23 protein-coding genes and 1 pseudogene are annotated in these 17,423 nt (G+C 71.4%); 10 read left to right on the top strand and 14 right to left on the bottom strand.

The features are described from left to right. Nucleotide 1: 1 nt before the first annotated feature. Complete coding sequence (locus tag AC59HU_RS11885; protein WP_497223640.1) at nucleotides 2–1,927, bottom strand: putative bifunctional diguanylate cyclase/phosphodiesterase; 1,926 nt, start codon at nucleotides 1,925–1,927, stop codon at nucleotides 2–4. Then, nucleotides 1,924–2,763, bottom strand: coding sequence for an alpha/beta fold hydrolase (locus AC59HU_RS11880; protein WP_497223639.1), 840 nt, complete (start codon nucleotides 2,761–2,763; stop codon nucleotides 1,924–1,926). Before AC59HU_RS11880 ends, AC59HU_RS11885 begins: the two co-directional genes overlap by 4 nt. Before the next feature lie 151 nt (nucleotides 2,764–2,914). On the opposite strand from AC59HU_RS11880, the gene AC59HU_RS11875 reads away from it, so the two are divergent. The 3 genes from AC59HU_RS11875 to AC59HU_RS11865 all read left to right on the top strand — a co-directional run bounded on the left by AC59HU_RS11875 (nucleotide 2,915) and on the right by AC59HU_RS11865 (nucleotide 4,057). After that, the gene (locus AC59HU_RS11875; RefSeq protein ID WP_497223638.1) at nucleotides 2,915–3,289 is read left to right on the top strand and encodes a DUF7144 family membrane protein; all 375 of its coding nucleotides are present in this window, start codon (nucleotides 2,915–2,917) and stop codon (nucleotides 3,287–3,289) included. 68 nt (nucleotides 3,290–3,357) lie between these two features. Next, entirely contained in the window at nucleotides 3,358–3,828 is a 471-nt protein-coding gene (locus tag AC59HU_RS11870; protein WP_497223637.1) for a VOC family protein, read from the top strand. Then, a complete protein-coding gene (locus AC59HU_RS11865) occupies nucleotides 3,770–4,057 on the top strand; it encodes a DUF4287 domain-containing protein (RefSeq protein WP_497223636.1) in 288 nt (95 codons plus the stop codon). The genes AC59HU_RS11870 and AC59HU_RS11865 overlap by 59 nt, the downstream gene beginning before the upstream one ends. Before the next feature lie 123 nt (nucleotides 4,058–4,180). Here the strand turns inward: AC59HU_RS11865 and AC59HU_RS11860 are convergent, their stop codons facing one another. Beyond that, nucleotides 4,181–5,011, bottom strand: a complete 831-nt coding sequence (locus tag AC59HU_RS11860; RefSeq protein WP_497223635.1) for a helix-turn-helix transcriptional regulator — start codon at nucleotides 5,009–5,011, stop codon at nucleotides 4,181–4,183. A gap of 136 nt (nucleotides 5,012–5,147) precedes the next feature. Between AC59HU_RS11860 and AC59HU_RS11855 the strand changes: the two genes are divergently transcribed. Continuing rightward, nucleotides 5,148–5,903 (top strand): SDR family oxidoreductase, encoded by a 756-nt coding sequence (locus AC59HU_RS11855; protein ID WP_497223634.1) that lies wholly within the window; start codon nucleotides 5,148–5,150, stop codon nucleotides 5,901–5,903. Between the two features lie 52 nt (nucleotides 5,904–5,955). Here AC59HU_RS11855 and AC59HU_RS11850 read toward each other — a convergent pair whose 3' ends face one another. The 3 genes from AC59HU_RS11850 to AC59HU_RS11840 form a co-directional block, all read right to left on the bottom strand. Then, on the bottom strand, nucleotides 5,956–8,277 hold the full coding sequence (locus AC59HU_RS11850; protein WP_497223633.1) for a DUF2510 domain-containing protein: 2,322 nt from the start codon (nucleotides 8,275–8,277) through the stop codon (nucleotides 5,956–5,958). A 151-nt stretch (nucleotides 8,278–8,428) separates the two neighbouring features. Then, complete coding sequence (locus AC59HU_RS11845) at nucleotides 8,429–8,641, bottom strand: hypothetical protein (RefSeq protein ID WP_497223632.1); 213 nt, start codon at nucleotides 8,639–8,641, stop codon at nucleotides 8,429–8,431. Beyond that, nucleotides 8,638–8,976 (bottom strand): DUF7882 family protein, encoded by a 339-nt coding sequence (locus AC59HU_RS11840; protein WP_497223631.1) that lies wholly within the window; start codon nucleotides 8,974–8,976, stop codon nucleotides 8,638–8,640. The genes AC59HU_RS11845 and AC59HU_RS11840 overlap by 4 nt, the downstream gene beginning before the upstream one ends. A 203-nt stretch (nucleotides 8,977–9,179) precedes the next feature. On the opposite strand from AC59HU_RS11840, the gene AC59HU_RS11835 reads away from it, so the two are divergent. From AC59HU_RS11835 to AC59HU_RS11820, 4 genes and pseudogenes are all read left to right on the top strand, one after another. After that, nucleotides 9,180–9,491, top strand: a complete 312-nt coding sequence (locus AC59HU_RS11835) for a DUF7882 family protein (protein WP_497223630.1) — start codon at nucleotides 9,180–9,182, stop codon at nucleotides 9,489–9,491. Nucleotides 9,492–9,582: 91 nt separating this feature from the next. After that, nucleotides 9,583–9,846 carry a hypothetical protein gene (locus AC59HU_RS11830; RefSeq protein ID WP_497223629.1) on the top strand — a complete coding sequence of 88 codons (264 nt, stop codon included), beginning with the start codon at nucleotides 9,583–9,585 and terminating at the stop codon, nucleotides 9,844–9,846. Beyond that, a pseudogene (locus AC59HU_RS11825) lies at nucleotides 9,794–9,988 on the top strand (DUF2256 domain-containing protein); the annotation flags it as partial. The gene AC59HU_RS11830 and the pseudogene AC59HU_RS11825, both read left to right, overlap by 53 nt. A 15-nt stretch (nucleotides 9,989–10,003) precedes the next feature. Then, complete coding sequence (locus AC59HU_RS11820; RefSeq protein WP_497223628.1) at nucleotides 10,004–10,303, top strand: DUF3253 domain-containing protein; 300 nt, start codon at nucleotides 10,004–10,006, stop codon at nucleotides 10,301–10,303. On the opposite strand, the gene AC59HU_RS11815 is transcribed toward AC59HU_RS11820, so the two are convergent. The 8 genes from AC59HU_RS11815 to AC59HU_RS11780 all read right to left on the bottom strand — a co-directional run bounded on the left by AC59HU_RS11815 (nucleotide 10,300) and on the right by AC59HU_RS11780 (nucleotide 15,507). Then, complete coding sequence (locus AC59HU_RS11815) at nucleotides 10,300–10,785, bottom strand: pyridoxamine 5'-phosphate oxidase family protein (RefSeq protein WP_497223627.1); 486 nt, start codon at nucleotides 10,783–10,785, stop codon at nucleotides 10,300–10,302. The genes AC59HU_RS11820 and AC59HU_RS11815 overlap by 4 nt on opposite strands. Before the next feature lie 126 nt (nucleotides 10,786–10,911). Beyond that, the gene (locus tag AC59HU_RS11810) at nucleotides 10,912–12,057 is read right to left on the bottom strand and encodes a DUF2510 domain-containing protein (protein WP_497223626.1); all 1,146 of its coding nucleotides are present in this window, start codon (nucleotides 12,055–12,057) and stop codon (nucleotides 10,912–10,914) included. Nucleotides 12,058–12,379: 322 nt separating this feature from the next. Next, nucleotides 12,380–12,985 carry a hypothetical protein gene (locus AC59HU_RS11805; RefSeq protein ID WP_497223625.1) on the bottom strand — a complete coding sequence of 202 codons (606 nt, stop codon included), beginning with the start codon at nucleotides 12,983–12,985 and terminating at the stop codon, nucleotides 12,380–12,382. Next, a complete protein-coding gene (locus AC59HU_RS11800; protein ID WP_497223623.1) occupies nucleotides 12,982–13,653 on the bottom strand; it encodes a DUF6286 domain-containing protein in 672 nt (223 codons plus the stop codon). Before AC59HU_RS11800 ends, AC59HU_RS11805 begins: the two co-directional genes overlap by 4 nt. Then, nucleotides 13,650–14,042 carry a hypothetical protein gene (locus AC59HU_RS11795; RefSeq protein WP_497223621.1) on the bottom strand — a complete coding sequence of 131 codons (393 nt, stop codon included), beginning with the start codon at nucleotides 14,040–14,042 and terminating at the stop codon, nucleotides 13,650–13,652. The genes AC59HU_RS11800 and AC59HU_RS11795 overlap by 4 nt, the downstream gene beginning before the upstream one ends. Continuing rightward, the gene (locus AC59HU_RS11790) at nucleotides 14,039–14,230 is read right to left on the bottom strand and encodes a DUF2273 domain-containing protein (RefSeq protein ID WP_497223619.1); all 192 of its coding nucleotides are present in this window, start codon (nucleotides 14,228–14,230) and stop codon (nucleotides 14,039–14,041) included. The genes AC59HU_RS11795 and AC59HU_RS11790 overlap by 4 nt, the downstream gene beginning before the upstream one ends. Continuing rightward, complete coding sequence (locus tag AC59HU_RS11785; protein WP_497223617.1) at nucleotides 14,227–14,694, bottom strand: Asp23/Gls24 family envelope stress response protein; 468 nt, start codon at nucleotides 14,692–14,694, stop codon at nucleotides 14,227–14,229. Before AC59HU_RS11785 ends, AC59HU_RS11790 begins: the two co-directional genes overlap by 4 nt. Before the next feature lie 165 nt (nucleotides 14,695–14,859). Next, on the bottom strand, nucleotides 14,860–15,507 hold the full coding sequence (locus AC59HU_RS11780) for a hypothetical protein (RefSeq protein WP_497223615.1): 648 nt from the start codon (nucleotides 15,505–15,507) through the stop codon (nucleotides 14,860–14,862). A gap of 267 nt (nucleotides 15,508–15,774) precedes the next feature. On the opposite strand from AC59HU_RS11780, the gene AC59HU_RS11775 reads away from it, so the two are divergent. Together AC59HU_RS11775 and AC59HU_RS11770 are read left to right on the top strand one after the other, a co-directional pair. Further along, nucleotides 15,775–16,032 (top strand): BatC protein, encoded by a 258-nt coding sequence (locus AC59HU_RS11775; protein ID WP_374892951.1) that lies wholly within the window; start codon nucleotides 15,775–15,777, stop codon nucleotides 16,030–16,032. Then, on the top strand, nucleotides 16,029–17,330 hold the full coding sequence (locus AC59HU_RS11770; RefSeq protein ID WP_497223613.1) for a cupin domain-containing protein: 1,302 nt from the start codon (nucleotides 16,029–16,031) through the stop codon (nucleotides 17,328–17,330). Before AC59HU_RS11775 ends, AC59HU_RS11770 begins: the two co-directional genes overlap by 4 nt. Nucleotides 17,331–17,423: the final 93 nt, after the last annotated feature.

Below are 17,423 nucleotides of genomic sequence, written 5' to 3'. Positions count from 1 at the left end.
CTCAACGATCGGGTGTGGCCGCAGCCTCGGATTCCCGGCGCAGGAACGGCATGACCGCATCCGGCGGCAGGGGCCGAGAATAGTGGTAGCCCTGCACGACGTCGCAGCCGAGCGCGGTGAGGTGCGCGAGTTGCGCCTCGGTCTCGACGCCCTCGGCGACGACCGTGAGCCCGAGGGCATGGGCGAGGTCGATGCAGCTCACGACGATCGCGGCCGCCTCGGGCGAGGTGTCGAGCTGGGCGATGTAGGAGCGGTCGATCTTGATCTCGTCGACGGGGAGGTCGTTGAGGTAGGAGAAGCCGGCGTGACCGGTGCCGAAGTCGTCGATCGAGAGCCGGATGCCGAGGCCGCTGAGCCGGCGGAGGTTCTCGAGCGCCTGGGGCGCGTCGGTGATGATTCCCGTCTCGGTGATCTCGAGGGTCAGCTGCGAGGGGCGCACGCCGGTCGCCGCGAGCAGGGATTCGACGGTCTCGGCGAAGTGGGTGTCGCTGAGCTGGCGGGCGGCGATGTTGACGGACATGTGGACGGGGGTGCGGGCGGCGGCGTGGACGGGCGGGTCACCGGGGGTCCCGGCCTCGGTGGCCGCATCGGCGCCGGCATCGGCGGTACCGACGGCTTCGACGACATCGCCGGCATCGAAGGCTTCTGCGGTTTCGGCGGCCAGCCGGTCGAGCTCGCTCATCCGCGCGATCGCCGTGCGGCAGGCCCAAGTGCCGAGCTGACTGATCAGCCCGGTCTTCTCGGCCACGTCGATGAACCCGGACGGCCCGATCAGACCCCGATCGGGATGTTCCCAGCGCACCAGGGCCTCGAAGCCGTACGGCCTCCCCGTTCGGAGGTCGAGCTGGGGCTGGTAATCGAGCCGCAGCTGATCGCCGGCGATCGCGGCGCGGATCTCGCCGAGCAGGCGGATCTCGTCGACGGCCGAGTCGTCGGTATCGGCCGTGACGTGCTTCCACCGGTTTCGGCCGGCCGCCTTGGCCTCGTACATGCCCATGCCCGCGTTGCGGAGCACCGCACCGACGGCCGCCACGGGGTCGAAGGCGCCCGGCGAGGGCGCAGCCGCCGGGTCGAGAGCGGATGCGGTGGCGAGCGGAGGGCCGGAGGCCGTCGCGGTCCCGATGCTCGCCGTGACCACGATCTCGAGCTCCTCGACCTGGATGGGCTCGGCGACGAGCTCGAGCAGTGCCTCCGCGTGCCCCGCGTCGGCGGAGAGCACGACGAACTCGTCTCCTCCTACCCGCGCCAGCAGAGCATCCGTCGCGTGGCGCTGTTGCAGACGCCCGGCGATGATCGTGAGGATCTCGTCACCCGCCGTTCGACCGAGGCTCTCGTTGATGACCCTGAAGTGGTCGAGCCCGATCCAGTAGCCCGTCAGCTCCTGCCCGGCGTCGAACCCGGGCAGGGCGGCGAGGAGGCCGGCCCGGTTGGGGAGGCCGGTGAGCTGGTCGTGGCGCGTCTGGTGCTCGAGGTCGCGTTCCGCCTCCTGCCGCCGGGCATCCGAATCCTCTGCGCGGTGCACGGCCGAGAGGAGGAGCGACTCCTCGGACGAGCGTTCACGGCGCGGCCCCATCAGGTAGACCGTGACCGCGGGGTCGGTGCCGAAACGGGATGCACCGAGGGCCGCGCGAAGGGGCGTTCTGTCGCGGCCGAGGATCGTGGTGGCGGTCTCGGGGATGCGCCCGGTCAGGTCGAGAAGCGGCTGCGCACGGGTGGAGAACAGGATTCGGTCTCCGACCGGCAGCAATCGCAGGAACGACGTGCCGATCAGGCTCGCGCGGTCGAGTCCGGTCCAGGTCGAGAAGGCGTCGTTGACGTCGAGGATCGTGTGCGCGGCGTCGGTGATGACGGATCCCGCGGGCGCGGCCCGGAACAGCGTCTCGAAGTCGATCTCGATTTCGGACCCGGGCGCGGCGCGTTCGGTCATGCCGTTCGGGCGCCCAGGTACTCGAGGATCACGCCCGCTGTCTCGGCGGGCGCACTCACCTGAGGCACGTGGCCGGTGGCGCGGAGGACGACGAGCTCGCTCCCCCGCAGCTGCTCGTGCAGGTACTCGCCGACGGAGAGCGGGGCGAGCGCATCGTCGGAGCACTGCACGACGAGGCTCGGGGTGGTCACGAGGGGCAGCAGCTCGCGCACGTCGGAGAGGAAGGTCACGCGGGCGAAGGTCCGCATCACCCGCGGGTCGACTCGGCAGAAGGTCTGTTCGAGCTCGTCGACGAGTTCGGGGGCGTCGGGGTTGCCCATCACGACCGGGGCCATCGTCGACGCCCAGGCCAAGTGGTTGTCGTCGAGGGATTCGAGGAGATCGCTGACGTCATCTGACGACAGGCCGCCGACGTAGCCGGTCGCCGTATCGTCGAGGTACGACGGGGAGGGGGCCAGGAGGATGAGCTTCGTGAAGAGGTCGGGGCGCCGGACGGCGGCGGCCATTCCCATCATCGTGCCGACGCTGTGAGCGACGAGCGTGACGTCGGTGAGTTCGAGGGCATCGCAGATCTCGAGGAGGTCGGTGGAGTAGCGGTCGAGCGAGCCGTACTCGACGGGGTCGTAGGAGTCGAGGTTCGAGCCGCCCGAGCCGACGTGGTCGAAGAGCACCACCCGGAACGTCTCGACGAAGAACGGCAGGATGCGGCTGTACATGCCTTGGTCGCAGCCGAAGCCGTGGGCGAACACGAGCACGGGGGCATCGGCCGGGCCGCTCACCGTGACATTGTTGCGCGCCACGATCTCCGGGGCGGGCAGGATGCGCGTTTCGGCCACGAGACCCAGCATGTCATATGACTTTCCCCTGATCGCCCCGGTCCCCCGGCTTCCCGCTGCGAGGTGCGCGCCCGCCGACTAGGGTGATGCTCGATGCCGACCGCACCGCGGCGGCCCGAAAGGGGGAACGACCGTGAAACGACCTGGTGGAGTGACTCTCGTCGCCGTGATCGTCTGGATCTCGGGGGCGCTCCAGCTCATCGGCGGCGTGATCGGCCTGTTCACGGCCTCCACGACCGCCGAGGTGAATGGCGCCCCGAGTTCGGCGGGCTCGCTCACCGCGATCGCCGTCGTGTCGATCGTGCTCGGCATCGTGACCGTGATCGTCGGCGCGGCCCTGCTTCGCGGCAGCCAGCTCGCCCGGGTGCTGACCACGATCGTGCTCGCGCTCAACCTGGCGAGCGCCCTCTACCTGCTCGTCAGCGCGCCGGCCAGCGTCGGGCAGGCCATCGTCAGCGGCGTGCTCGCCGTGATCGGGCTCGTCCTGCTCTACACCCGCCGCGCGAACGCGTACTTCCGCCGCTAGGCTCGCCCCCGCCGCGGCCCCGGCCCAGCCCCTAGAAGCCACCCCCCGCACCACGCCATAATGGCCGCGTGGAACGCATTCTGGGCATCGGCGGGCACTTCCTCCGCGCGAAAGACCCCTCAGCACTGCAGGGCTGGTATCGGGATGCGCTGGGGCTCGAGACCGACGAGTTCGGCGGCTGGCAGCAGCAGGCCGGGCCGACGGTCTTCGCCGCCTTCGACGAGGGCAGCGACTACTTCGGGCGCCCCGAGCAGCGGGTGATGCTGAACTTCCGCGTGCGGGATCTCGCGGCGATGCTCGAGCAGCTGCGCCGGGCGGGTGCGGACGTGGACGAGAAGACGCAGACGATGGACGGCGTCGGGGCCTTCGGCTGGGTCACCGACCCCGAGGGCAACCGCATCGAGCTGTGGCAGCCGGAAGCTGACCGGGAGAACCAAGCCGCTGACACCCCACCCGATCCGACGACCAGCAAGGAGAACGATGTCGTTCCAGGCGTACCTCGACACGATCGAGAAGAAGACCGGACTCACCCCGCGTGAAATCCTGGCGAAAGCGAAGGATCGCGGATTCGACGGGCCGGGTGTCAAGGCGGGCGACGTCGTCGCCTGGCTCGCCGAGGACTACGGGCTCGGCCGCGGGCACGCCATGGCGCTCGTGCACGTGATCAAGAACGGCCCGGCCGCGCCGCAGAAGCACGTCGGCACCACGGGAACCCACCGCGACGAGTCCGAGACCCTCTGGCTCGACGGAATCGCCACGAAGCCCTGACCGGGGCGAACGGATGCACGGCGTGCGCCGGCAGCGCTGATTCTGCATCGCAGATCCCGCGTCAGCGATACCGGCACCGTCCGGCTCGGCACCGCCCGGCTCGGCGCATACTCGGAGGGCACGCTACTCGCGGACCCCGGCCCCGGCCCCGAGCGCCCCCAGCAGACGCAGCTTCTCCGCCGCCTCCCCACCGGCCTCGGGGTAGTAGACGACGAGGATGAGGTCGCCGACCGGCAGCTTCTCGCGGTGCAGGGTCAGCGGGCCGACGACGGGGTGGCGCACCACGGCCGTCCCTCCCGCGAGCTCCCGGATGTCGTGCCGGGCCCAGAGCGTGCGGAAGCGCGCGCTCGCGATCGACAGCTCACCGATCAGCTCGACGGCGCGCGGATCCCCCACGTCCTCACCCAGCGTGTTGCGCGCGGCGGCGACGAAGGAGACGACGGCCTCCTCCCAGTCGGCCTGGAACTCGCGCTCCTCCGGATCGAGCAGCAGCGACCGCAGGCGGTTCTGCCCGGGCACGAGCCGAGGCGAGAGCGCGACCGCCGCGGGGTTCGACGCGAGCACGTCGAAGTACCGCCCCTCGATGAACGCGGGCACCTCGAGCGCGGCGAGCAGGTGGTGCAGCCTCTCCGGCACCCGTTCGGTGCGACGCGGCCGAGCGGTGCGCGGTCGTGGGGAGGTGAGGCCGACCAGATGGGCGGTCTCGACGTCGTCCAACTGCAACACCCGCGCCAGCGCCTCGAGCACCTGCACCGAGGGATTGCTGTCGCGACCCCGTTCGAGGCGCAGGTAGTAGTCGGCGCTGATGCCCGCGAGCAGCGCGACCTCCTCGCGACGCAGCCCCGCCACCCGTCGGTGCGGCCCGCCGGGCAGCCCCACCCGCTCCGGCGACACCAGCGCGCGCCGGGCCCGCAGGTACTCGCCGAGCGGGTTCGTCGGGGGCGCAGCATCCATGATCCGACCCTAGCGAGCATCCGCCGACCGAGAGGGGGCCCTGGCACTCCCCGGAACAGCGGGGACTCCTGAGCGACGGATGCGCGGGGCGAGGCTGGCCTGACACCGTCACCGATCAGAAGGGTCCAGAGCCACCATGGACATCCGCAACCGCACCGTTCTCGTCATCGGAGGGACCTCGGGCATCGGCCTCGGCCTCGCGCGCCGCTTCGCCGAGGCGGGCGGCTCCGTCGTCGTCGGCGGGCGCGACACCGCGAAGGTCACCGACCTCGAGACCGTCCGCATCGACGTCACCGATGCCGCCTCGGTCGAGCGGGCCCGGGATGAGGTGCTACAGGCGCACCCTGACCTCGACCTCCTGGTCACCATGTCGGGGGTGCTGCTGATGGAGGATCTCCGCGACCCCGCCCACTTCGCCACCGCCGAGACGACGATCGCCGTCAACCTGGTCGGCACGATCCGGGCCCTCGACGCCTTCACCCCGCACCTCATCGAGCGCGGCGGCAGCGCACCCCGGGGCGCCGACATCATCACGGTCTCGTCCGGCATCGGCTTCCTGCCGTTCCCGCTGATGCCGAGCTACGGCGCCTCGAAGGCCGGCGTCCACGCCTACACCGAGGCGCTCCGGCCCCAGCTCGCGGGCACCGGCGTCACCGTCACCGAGCTCGTCCCGCCCGCGGTCGCCACCGCCGGCCAGGAGAAGGTCAACCCGGCCGCCCTGCCGCTGGACGCCTACCTCGACGAGGTGATGGACCTGCTCGCGCAGACCCCGACGCCGGACGAGATCGTCGTGCAGGCCGCCCAGCGGCTGCGTTGGGCCGAGCGCGACGGCACCTACGCCGAGCTGCTGGCCGGGCGCTCGCAGGCGCTCGGCCAGCTGCCCGGCCGTTGAGCGTCGGCGCGACGAGGCGCCGGGCGGCCGTCGGTCGATCAGCGGATCCGGGTCAGGGCGTGGCGTAGGCCGGGATGGAGGGGTCGATCATCCACCGGTCGTCCTCCGCGCGCTCGGCGTTGCCGGTGAACCCGGAATCCGGGATCATCAGGTACGCCGAGGGGTCGCCGCCGTCGTTCCAGGTGGTGTCCACCGCCAGCCAGGTGCCGTTCACGAGCGACTTGTTCCAGGCGTGCCGGCCACCCGAGAACACGTCGCCGGTCACGACCACGGTCTGCAGTCCGGCGGCGTTCGCGAGCGCGGTGTAGGCCGCCGCGTAGCTCGCGCACACGCCGGTGCCCTGCAACAGGATGCCCGAGGCGTTCCAGGCGGCCTCGAGCCCGAGCGGGATCTTCTGTTCGCCCTGCATCTGCTCGAAGGCGGCGTCGTTGTACTCGCCGTTCGCGACCAGCCAGTCGTTGAGCGCGGATGCCTTGTCCGCATCCGTCATGCCGTCGGTGATCACCGCCCCGACGACCTCGTCGACCTTCTGCTTCAGGTTCGCCTGCAGCGTCTTCACCTCCTCGGTCGGCAACGAATACGTCACCAGCAGGGTGTCGCCGCCGTCACGGAGCCCGACGTAGTTCACGTTGAACACGTACGGGTTCTGGGCGGTCGCCTCCTCGGCCGCGTCGTAGGGATCCGGCGCACCCGGCACATCCACGTAGGCCGAGATGTCGATCGACTTCGTCTGCGCGATCATCTGCTGTGCCAGGTACCGGGTGAACTCGGTGCTGCCGTAGACCGGGTAGTCAGTCGGGGGCGCTTCGGCGAGCGGTTCGGAGTCGGTGTCCTCCGGGGGCGCGTAGGCCTCGAACCGGGGCAACCCCGTGTCCGGCGCCGCGGCCTGGGCCGCCGCGTTGAACTGCGCGATCGCCGCGGAGGGATCGGGGGTCGAGCGTTTGGTGATCGGGATCCACTCGCCGAGCTGGGTGCCTCGGCCCCGTAGCGGCAGGATCCAGCGGTCGCCGTAGTCGAGCACGCCGTTCGGGTCGATGTACGCGACCGTGGAGCGGGTGCGGCCGTCGATGGCGGTGAAGGGGAGGATCGTCTGCACGTTCTCGATGCCCTCGATGTACCCGCTGGCGCCCCAGTTCTTCAGGGCGCGGCTGGAGTTGAAGGCGACCTCGTAGGGCAGGGAGCCCGAGGTGCGCACCAGGTCGTGCGGGACGTAGGGCGAGTAGTGGCTGCCGTCGGTGGCGATCACGCCGAGGTCGAACGCCTGACCGAGATTCTCCTCGTACTCGTCCGAGGGGTTGCCCAGCTGCTGGTCGTCGGACCCGCCGCGGTAGCTGAAGGCCTGGAGGGCCGTGTTCTGCTGGTCGACCCAGGGCGCGTCGGTGACGTCGTAGACGTCGGAGGCGCTGGACCACTCGGTGCCGTCGACCTCCGCGACGAGGGTGATCACATCCTCGTCGCCGGTCGCGTCGCCGTTGGAGACGATGATGTACGAATCCGCACCCTCCACCGGATCCCAGGACATGTTCATCGTGCCGTCGGCGCCGGGATCGCTGAAGGTCACGTCCGGGGCGGCGAGCTCGGAGGTCACCGTGAAGCGGGTGACCACGGGCTTGGCCTTCGGCGTGCCGTCCTTCTCCACCCGGGTGACGAGGAAGTACTCGTCGTGCAAGCCCCAGTCGGCGACCTTGTAGCCGTCGTAGCCCTCGTCGGTCTCGTCCATCAGCGCGCGACCGCCCTCGGGGGCGTTCTCGCCGAAGGCCGTGCCGAGTTCTCCGCCGGAGACGGTGATGTCGGCTCCGGGATCCATCTGGAAGGCTTGGAACTCGGCGGGCTTGGTCAGAGCGGCGTCGTAGAAGACCTGCACGGCCCAGTCGTCGGGACCGCCACGCTCTCCCGGGGTCTGCCCGAGCGACTCCATGTGGGCGAGGTTGACCGCGTCGAGGTCGTAGTCGACGTCGTAGACGAACTCGTGGTCGCGCTCGAGGCCGAGCATCGCATCCGTGTAGTCGTAGAGCGTCGAGCGGTCGGTGTAGAGCGCGGTGTCCTTCGAGGAGAAGGCGGGGACGACCACGAAGGTCGCCACCAGCGCGAGCACCGCGACCACGGCGACGCCGCCGCCGATGAGCCCGATCATCAGGCCCCGGCGGCGCTTCGGCCGGGCGGGGACGGGTGGCGTCGCAGCTCCCGCGGGTGCGGAGGCGGGTGCCGGGGCGGTCGCCGCGCCCCCCGCGGTCGCCGGGTCCGCCGACGACACGACGGGCTGTGCCGGATGCACGTGCTCGGTCCACTGCCCGCCGTCCCAGTACCGCTGCCGCTGGGCGTCCCACGGGTCCGGGTACCAACCCGCGACCGTCTCCCCTGACTCTCCTGACACCGAGAACCCCTCCCCCGTCGTTGCGATCGCGCGTCCGGCCCCGGCGCGCGGTGATGTTTCCTCGCTTCGATCCTGCCCTGACCGCAGCGGGTCGCCAAATCGTTCGTGCCCGCCGACACGGAGCCTCCGCCGGTCGTCCGACGGCCCGGGCTCAGTCCTGCGGGGGTACCGGGAGGAGGGAGATCGAGACGCCCGGGGCGATCAGGATGCGCGCCTGGCGCACCTGTCCTTCGCCGAAGTTCACCTCGAGCCAGTCGGGCTGCCCCGTCGTGAGGGCGACGTCGATACGCGCCTGGAGCGCGTCGAGATCCTGGTCGCCGATGCTGTAGTCGCGGCCGTCGTAGACGATGTCGATGCGCTTCATGATCCGGACACCGTCGCGTCCATCGGCGCCGCATCCGAATGCTCCGGCTCGGGGACGAGGTGGAGCCCCTGCGGCGAGTTGGCCGCGAGCATCAGGGCTTCGACCCAGGCTCGGTTGAGGAGGGGAGCCCGGCCGCCGTAGAACTTGAACGCCACCGGGATGGTGGGGTGCAACCAGATGGCCGTGCGCCCGTCGCCGGCCTCGGGGTCGTCCTTCCAGGTGAAGCTGAAGGACTCACCCCGCCGGAGCTTGGCGGTGATGACCGTGTGGATGTGAGCCAGCACACGATCGTCGAATTCGACCGTCATCGTCGAGTCGTAGATCAGTTTTCCCATGTCATCCGCTCCCTGGCCGGTCGGGCTGCACCGGGGCGAACCCGAAGACGGGCTCGCTTGCACCAGCCTGGTGCGGTTCGGGTGTCAGCGCAACTGGCGGTGGCCGTCTCTCGGTCGTCAAAACGGCACCGACAGAGAATAATGGAGATCACGCGCAGCGACGCAACCGGTCGCTGACGACGTGGTCACGAAAGGCGGGTCGGGTGGGCACCCTCTTCTACAGCGGTGAAGCGAAGTTCGAACTCTCCGACAGGCTCCTCGCCCACCTGCAGGCCGTGATCGGCATGAAGCTGCGGCGCAGCGAGGCCTTCTTCCTCTCCTGGGTCATTCCCCCCGCCGAGGGCGGTGGCCGCAACGTGATGTGGATCGACAACGGCGTGTCGATCCGATTCCGCTACGACGGGTCGCAGGCTCCGCCGATCAACCGCGAGTGGGCCGAGACGCTCGCCCTGTCGGCCAACTCGAGCGCGGGCCTGGTCGTCACCGACGAGACCATCGCCCCCGCAGAACACTGATCGCGCGACGCACCATCCCCGTCTGCTGTCAAGCGGGTGCGCGATGGTCGAGAGAGCGTATCGTGGCAGTCACTCACGTGGGAGGAGAGCCGTGCCGTGCCGTCTGTTCGCGAACACCCGCGAATTCCTGCTCTCCGATGAGGAGGCGACCGCCGCGTCCGACGCGATCCTGGATGCGGTGCGCCGGGGTGGCGACTTCGTGCACCTCGAGCCGCTTCTCGGTCCCGAGGCCGACGTCCTGATCACGCCGTCGACGACCGTCGTGCTCCAGCGGGTCAGCCCGATCCAGCCGTCGTCGTTCGATCAGGGCGACCTCGCCGCCTTCCCCGCCTTCGACTGGCCGGACGCGTATTAGCGGCCGCTCGCCCACCTCGCGCGGTTCGTCGCCGCGGCCCGGTAGCCCCGCCCCGAAGCTCTGCGCCTCCTGCGGGCGCACGATCCAGTGGCGTGCCAAGTGGGCCGGGTCGTGGGACGAGGTGCGGTACTGCTCGACCAGCTGTCGACGCCGCGGCGTGACCGATGAGGATCGCGCACTCGAGCGAATGATCGTCGCGACACTGCGAGCTAGGCCGGGTGGAGCATCCGTCGACCTCGATGGGCTCGGGATGCGCGAGGGTGGGCCGGCTGCCGACTCCGATCCGGCGGCGCGGCGGGAACAGGTCCGACGGGCGGCGCGGCGGCTGGCCGCGCAGGGACTCGTGCAGTGGCGGCAGAAGGGCCGGGTGGTCGATCCGTCGACGGCGCGCGGCCCGGTCGAGCTCCGGTTGGTGGGGTCCGCGGCATCCGGGAACCCCACCGCGTCGAAGGGCTAGAGCTCGATCTTCTCGTTGTCGATCTCGATCGGTGTTCCGGTGACCTTCGACTTCACGAGGCTGAAGACCGTGGCGATGGTGGAGCCGGGGGTGTCCCAGTACTCGGCCGAGTCGGTGTGCACGATCAGCGCGCGGATGTCGGGGTCGGTGCGGCCGCCGGGGAACCAGGCCTCGACACTCGTGTCCCACATCTGGTCGATGTAGCTCTGCTCGGAGGTCAGCTCGGCGTGGCCGGTGACCGAGACCCAGGAGTCGTTCGAACCGAAGGCGAGGTTCACGACCTGGTGGCCCGCGATCCGCTTGGCCGTCGACGACTGGGCGCTGACCAGGAACCACAGATCGCCGTCGAAGGCATGGTGCTGCTGCTGCATGGCGAAGGGCTGCGAGACCGGCTTGCCGTCGTCGTCGAGCGTGACGATCATCGTGATGGGGAAGTCGTCCAGCAGGTCGGCGAGGGTCGAGATGTCGTCGTCGGCGGTCATGATGCTCCGTTCGGGGTTGTGCGGTGAGTCTTCGGTGAGCCTTCGATGGGGGCTCCGGCCCGGGTTGTTCGGGGTCGAGGGGCCTCACGCTACGCCCGGGCGGGGGTCTCGCCTAGGGGCGGCCGGTCATCCGATCGGCAGGCCCTGCGGCGGCGTGTCCGGCAGGAGCAGCAGGCGACGGGTGCGGCCGGAGAAGGCGAACATCAGGCCGCTCACCGCGGCCACGACGATCCCGGAGATCAGCAGGAAGACGCCGATGACGGTCAGCAGGCTGTCCACCGGCTCGGAGGCCAGGGACATCAGGACGATCCCGACGACGACGGCGAGCAGGCCCAGGCCGAGGAGCACCCAGAGCACGATGCGGAAGAGCCGCCAGGAGCGGGCGCCGTGGAAGGTGGGACGCACGCCGAAGGCGGTGTCGATGTACTGCGACCACCGCGCCCCGGTCCACCAGCGCGAGACGCGCGGCGCGATCGGGTACCAGCCGGCGCCCGGCGCCTCGGCGGCACCGGGGAGCGGCTGCACCGCGTCGACGACGACCGGCTCCCCGGTGGGGGCCGGAAGGCGCCGGAGCGCGCTCGCCTTCGCGGCGATCAGGAACCAGAGCACGGCGAGCGCGAGCATCATCACACCGCTGATCGCCGGGCCCGGGGTGAGCAGACCCAGGGCGAACTGGGTCAGCGCCAGCACGGCGAACACCACGCCGAGGGCCCAGGCCGCCGCCGGCTGCTCCGAGGTGGCCCAGTCGGTGCCGGGCACGCCGTTCTTGACGCGGAGTCCGCTCCACTTCGAGCCGTCCCACCAGCGCAGCGGGTCGGAGGCGGTGGGGTACCAGCCCATCGGCGGGCCCGCGGGGGCCTGCCGATAGGACTGGGCTTGCTGGTAGGGCTGGGGCTGCTGGTAGGGCTGCTGAGGTGCGTACGGCTGCGTGTAGGCCTGGGGCTGCTGATACGCCTGCGGCTGTTGGTAAGACTGAGGCTGCTGGTAGGCCTGCGGCTCCGCGTATTCACCGAACCGCGGCTGGGGCCGGGTCGGGGCAACGGGCGCTGGGGTGACCGGCGGAACAGCTACGGATGGCGCGGTCGCCGGCGGCGTGGTCACCGGCGGTGCGGTGACGTGCGGGGCAACGGCCGCCGGAGGCGCGGTCGCGACAGGAGCTGCGGCCTCCTGGGGCGCGGTGACGGGCGTCTCGTGCTCCGTCCACCTCGTGCCGTCCCACCAGCGGAGCCGGCCCGGCACCCCCGCGTCGTACCAGCCCGGTGCTGCCCCCATGTTCAGTCCCCTCTCGGATGCCCAGGCATCCCGCAACAGTGTGCACGACCGTATCCGCGTCCGTGTCGACATCCGCATCCGCATCCGCGTCTGCGTCCGGACTCCATTGCACCGTGATCGCGGCCGCCGCGCCAGTGCCGCGGCCGAACCCGAGCGTGGCCACCACCGTGGGGATGGCGGCCACGCGTCTGTGGGACCCGGGTTCGGAACCCGGGCGAGGGGCTGGGCGGCTGCCCGGGTGCGGGCCGGGCGTTCGCCCGGGGGGGCCGACCGATCGCACGGGTGCGGGGCCCGGATGCTCGTGGAGCCCCGGGTCGGTCGGCTACTGCAGGCGGGTGGTCGAGCTCACGCGAGCCCGGAACCCGCCACTGATCTGCACCAGCGCGGGGAGCGGCCGGCCGAGCAGCTCGTCGAGGGCACGGACGACGTCCTCGACCAGGGTCGCGGCGTCCCTCGGCGAGACGCCGCGTCGGCAGGTGACCGAGATCTTCAGCACCGGGGTGCGCTTCACGCGGTAGGTGCTGATGTGCGAGGCGACGAACTCGGATCGGCGACCGAGCGCATCCTGCAGCGCCTGTTCGACGAAGGACGACTCGACGATCGTCGTGCCGTGCTCGGTCGTCTGCTCGTCGATGGCGACGCCGGTGTGGCCGCGCCCCTGACGCACGATGAACGCGATCAGCACGATGACCGCGATCACCGCGAGCACGAGCAGGGCGGGCATGATCCAGCTCACCCCCGTGCCGCCGAGGGGCGTCTGCTGCAGCCACTCGGACACCTGGGACGAGACCGGACCGGTGGCGCTCTTCCAGGCATCCCGCATCCCGGGCACGAGCGCCGCGACGGCGCCCGCGGCCCCCACGACGAGGAGCACGAGCCCGATCACGAGCACGAAGAGCCGGTTGGCGACCCGGTTGGTGCTGTTCATGCGCCGATCCTTCCTGTCTCGCTGAGGTGCACCCGAGGGCGCACCGGGGGCTTCAGCCCGTACGAGTCGAGCTGTTCGGTGACCGCCTCGACGACGGCGGCCCGGTCGACGGGGATGCCTGTCGTCGGGGTGAGCCGCACCTCCGCTGCCCGATGGGTGACCGAGACGGTGGTGTTGTCGGGGTCGACGTCGCCGGCGCGGGAGGCGTGCCGGGCGAGGGCCGAGGCGATCACCTCGTTGTCGACGACGACCACGGTGCGGTCGGCCTGGAGGAGGTGCCTCGCGCGCCGCCCCGGCGCGATCGCCGTGACGACGAGCACGAGGCCGATGACGGCGACGAGGATGCCCGCGACCGCGACGACACCGACGGGTGCGTCGACGAGGTCCACCGCCGAGATGAACAGGTCCCACGGCGCGACCAGCAGGGCGGGGGCTCCCAGCAGGGCCAGCACGATCTCGGTGCCGAGATAGGCCAGCGCCAGGATGACGAGGATCGCGATCACGATCGCCGAAAGCGACCGCGGGGAGTGGGTCTCGCGGCGGGCGATGCGCCGGTAGACGCTCCGCGGCGGGGTCGCCGGAGGCGGGGTCTGCTGCGATCGGCTCGTCCCCGGCTGGGTCTGCCGGGACGATGTCGCCGCGGCCTGAGTCGTCGGGATCTGGCTCATCGGACCCGCTCCTCCTTCTGGATGTCGGCTCCGGAGAGCCTCACGATCACGCGGCCGACGGTCGAGCCGGTGATCAGGCCGACCCGGTCGCGGATGATCTCCTGCGCGCGGGCGGCCCGGTCGAGCACGGTGCCCACGGAGCGGCCCACGGCCCCGTCGCGGACCCGGTCGAGCGACACGACCCGGATGGGGGTGGTGACCGTGAGGACGAGGGTTCCGTTCTCGTCGGCCAGGTCAACCCCCACCCGCGCCGCCGCCACGCCCAGGGCCTCCGCCGTCACGGCGGTGACGACTCGGGTGAGGGCCCGGGACGCGATGCGGTTGCGACCGCGGTCGCCGGCGGTGCCGGGGAGGGGGCGGGCCGCGACGGTGGTCGCGGCGGTCGTCATGACGACGAACGCTTTCCTCGGAACGCCCCGATCAGCTCGGACACGTCGAGCTTGCCCTCGACGATCCGCCCGATCACGGCGCCGACCGCCATGGCGATCGCGACGAAGAAGAACGCCCAGAATCCGACGACGACCCAGGTCAGCGCCAGCACGGCGCCGACCAGGATGCCGGTGCGTGTGGCGGTCACTGGACTCGCGCCTCAGCGGTCTCGTCGGCGTCGTCGGAGGGCAGGTGCACGTCGTTGACGGTCACGTTGACCTCGGTGACCTCGAGGCCGACGATCGACTCGACGGCGCGGATGATGTTGGAGCGCACGCCGTCGGCGATCTCCTGCAGCGGCGCCGGGTACTCGGCGACGAGCGTCACGTCGACGGCGACCTGGGTCTCGCCGACCTCGACGCTCACGCCCTGGCTCTTGTCGGCGCCGGCGACGGCTTCGCGGATGGCTCCGAACGCGCGGGCCGCTCCGCCACCGAGGGCGTGCACGCCGCGCGACTCGCGGGCGGCGATGCCGGCGACCTTCGCGACGACGCCGTCGTCGATCACGGTCTTGCCGAGGGTGGTCGAGGTCGTGGTGGCGCCGGGGGTGCCGGTCGTGGTGGGGGTGGTGGTCTTCACAGCCGGGGTGGTGGGGGTGGGCGTGGTGGCCATGGTGGTACTCCTTCGGGGTCGGCCCCGGTTCGATCCGGGGTGTTTCGTGCTTCTACAGGTGAGACGCGACGAACGGGTGATTCGTCACGCCATCCCTGAAAAAGTTTTCGCGGCCGCCCGCTCGCACGATTGCCCCTCGAGACGGATCTCGGTAGTCGGGAGTCCCTAGACGATGACGGGCACCGCTCGTCGCCGCTTCGCGCGGCGCCGGCGCACGGCGAGCACCACGCCGAGGGCGGGCAGACCGAGGGTGAAGACCCAGAAGACGACGATGCCCACCACCCACACCGCGCGGGCGCCGGCGAACCCGTCCTCCGCATCCTGGAGCGTCTGGTGGGTGACGGCCTCGACGGCGCCGACGGGCCCGTGCGTCACGGCGCGAGGCGGGTCGTCGAGCACGACGAGGAAATCGATGCGCTCGGGATAGTCCGACGACGGCGGGAAGCCCCAGTGCTCTCCGCCTGCGAAGGTCATCGTCTCGATGGCGCCCGTCTTCGGGTCGGGCACCTCGACGTCGTAGTAGCCGGTGGTGTTCGGCAGCCCGGAGCTGGTGTCGACGTCGCTCAGGACGCCGGTGACCACGACATTGCGGTCGACCGCGTCGCGCTGGGCGGTGAGCAGGGTCTCGGCGCCGTCCTTCGTGAGACCGAGCACCCCGAGCATCACGAGACTCGGCACGAGGAGCAGGGCGAAGACGAGCCAGACCGGCCACGACGGGAACGGCAGGCGAGCGGATGCGGCGGCGATCGCGGTCGCGGGGTAGGGCGGCGGGGTTCCGGGGCCCGGGCTGCTCGAATCGGGTGCGCTGCTCATGCGGGCCTCTTCCCCGTCCCGTGCGGGACCGTCGCCCGACCCTATCGACGCGGGCGGCCCCGGGTCGATGGGGAGCGCTCCCCATCGGGGCGGGCGGATGGCGGTGTCGGGATGCTTGGCGTCGGGTTGCGGCGTCGCGCCGCTCGGCGTCATCGTGCGGCGTCGGGATGCGCGCATCCGGGATGCGACAAGGGGAGGATGCGCGGCGTCGGGGGTCGGGCGTACGCTTCGAGCGACGGCATCATGCCGGCGGTGAGAGGAGATCAGATGGCAATCGACGACGACGACATCACGACCGACGCAGCTGCGGGCGGCGAGGGAACCGCTGACGGCGGAGCGAACCCGGGCGGCCACGACGGTGGAGCCGACGGCTCCGCTGCGGGCGGCGAAGGGACCGCTGACGGCGGCGCGAACCCCGACGGCCACGACGGTGGAGCCGACGGCTCGGCCGACGAGGGCGAGGGCACCGCTGACGGCGGCGCCAACCCCGGTGGTCACGACGGCGGGGCCGACGGCTCGGCGTGACGACTGGACTCGAGCGCGGGTCGGTCGCCCGGCCCGCGCTCTCCCGTTGCATCTCGGTCGATCCCCAGGAGTTCGACCACGAGTACTGGGGCCGCAGACCGCTCCTGTCTCTCGCGTCGACGCTCGGCGGCGGCTTCGACGACCTGCTGACCGAGGCGGCGGTGGACGAGCTCGTGAGCGAGCGCGGTCTGCGCACCCCGTTCATCCGGATGGCCCAGGAGGGCTCGGTGCTCTCCCCCGCCTCGTACACCGCGCCCGGCGGATTCGGTGCCGAGGTCGGCGACCAGGTCAGCTCCGAGAAGGTGCTCGCCGAGTTCGCAGGCGGCGCCACGATCGTGCTGCAGGGCCTGCACCGCACCTGGCCGCCGCTGATCGACTTCACCCGGCGGCTGGTCGACGACCTCGGGCATCCGGTGCAGGTGAACGCCTACATCACCCCCGCGTCCTCGCGGGGCTTCGACCCGCACTACGACGTGCACGATGTCTTCGTGCTGCAGATCGCGGGCGAGAAGCACTGGCGCATCCACGCCCCCGTGCATCCCGACCCGCTGCGCGACCAGCCGTGGGGCGATCATCGCGCCGCGGTCGCGGAGGCCGCGACCCACGCACCCGTGATCGACGCCGTCTTCCGGCCGGGCGACGCCCTTTATCTGCCGCGCGGCTGGATCCACTCGGCCGAGGCACTGGGCGGCACGAGCGTTCACCTCACGATCGGCGTCGCCGCCTACACGCGCGCCGACGTGGTGCAGGCGCTGATCGGCTCGCTCGGCGACGTCGCGGCGCTCCGCTCGTCGCTGCCGGCCGGCCTCGACTTCTCAGACCCGGTCGCACTGCAGGCGGTGGTCGACGAGACGCTCGCGGCCTTGCAGGAGGCTTTCGCGGGAATGGCGTCGGGTGCCGCCGGTAGGGCAGCCTCCACCTCCCCGGATACGACGGGCGCGACGGAGGCGGCCGCGATCGTGTCGAAGCGGCTCGCAGCGCGGTTCGCGTCGGCCACGCGGCCCGAGCCGGTGTCGCCGCTCGCGACGGTCGACTTCATCGCCGCCCTCGGCCCCGACTCGCGGGTGCGCTGGCGCGGCTCGCTGCACGCCGCCGTCTCGCTCTCGGCCGACGGCGAGACCGTGCGCATCCGCACCGCCTCGAAGACCGTCTCGCTGCCGGCCGAGGCGTCAGCCGCGATCCGGCAGGTGCACGAGGGCGGCGAGGTCGCCCTCGGCGCGTTCGCCGGGCTCGACCCGGCCAGCGCGGTCGTGGTCGCGCGGCGGCTGCTGCGCGAGGGCATCCTGGTTCCCGCGTGATCGCTTCGGTGACGCAGGATCGGATGCGGCAGCCCCTGCAGCACCTGCCGGGGCTGCACCGGTTGCCCCGGCTTCAGGGGCGGCAGCGGCTTC

This window comes from Herbiconiux sp. 320_LB, from assembly GCF_059691755.1.
Note: the sequence above shows the minus strand (reverse complement) of the source record. Positions and strands in the feature narration are given on the sequence as shown.

Excerpts from the sequence above, each read along its gene's own strand:
- AC59HU_RS11805 (WP_497223625.1), bottom strand. The coding sequence starts at position 12,985 with ATGAACAGCACCAACCGGGTCGCCAACCGGCTCTTCGTGCTCGTGATC.
- AC59HU_RS11810 (WP_497223626.1), bottom strand. The coding sequence starts at position 12,057 with ATGGGGGCAGCACCGGGCTGGTACGACGCGGGGGTGCCGGGCCGGCTC.
- AC59HU_RS11845 (WP_497223632.1), bottom strand. The coding sequence starts at position 8,641 with ATGAAGCGCATCGACATCGTCTACGACGGCCGCGACTACAGCATCGGC.
- AC59HU_RS11860 (WP_497223635.1), bottom strand. The coding sequence starts at position 5,011 with ATGGATGCTGCGCCCCCGACGAACCCGCTCGGCGAGTACCTGCGGGCC.
- AC59HU_RS11780 (WP_497223615.1), bottom strand. The coding sequence starts at position 15,507 with ATGAGCAGCGCACCCGATTCGAGCAGCCCGGGCCCCGGAACCCCGCCG.
- AC59HU_RS11795 (WP_497223621.1), bottom strand. The coding sequence starts at position 14,042 with ATGACGACCGCCGCGACCACCGTCGCGGCCCGCCCCCTCCCCGGCACC.
- AC59HU_RS11775 (WP_374892951.1), top strand. The coding sequence starts at position 15,775 with ATGGCAATCGACGACGACGACATCACGACCGACGCAGCTGCGGGCGGC.
- AC59HU_RS11785 (WP_497223617.1), bottom strand. The coding sequence starts at position 14,694 with ATGGCCACCACGCCCACCCCCACCACCCCGGCTGTGAAGACCACCACC.
- AC59HU_RS11885 (WP_497223640.1), bottom strand. The coding sequence starts at position 1,927 with ATGACCGAACGCGCCGCGCCCGGGTCCGAAATCGAGATCGACTTCGAG.
- AC59HU_RS11840 (WP_497223631.1), bottom strand. The coding sequence starts at position 8,976 with ATGGGAAAACTGATCTACGACTCGACGATGACGGTCGAATTCGACGAT.
- AC59HU_RS11865 (WP_497223636.1), top strand. The coding sequence starts at position 3,770 with ATGTCGTTCCAGGCGTACCTCGACACGATCGAGAAGAAGACCGGACTC.
- AC59HU_RS11815 (WP_497223627.1), bottom strand. The coding sequence starts at position 10,785 with ATGACCGCCGACGACGACATCTCGACCCTCGCCGACCTGCTGGACGAC.
- AC59HU_RS11800 (WP_497223623.1), bottom strand. The coding sequence starts at position 13,653 with ATGAGCCAGATCCCGACGACTCAGGCCGCGGCGACATCGTCCCGGCAG.
- AC59HU_RS11855 (WP_497223634.1), top strand. The coding sequence starts at position 5,148 with ATGGACATCCGCAACCGCACCGTTCTCGTCATCGGAGGGACCTCGGGC.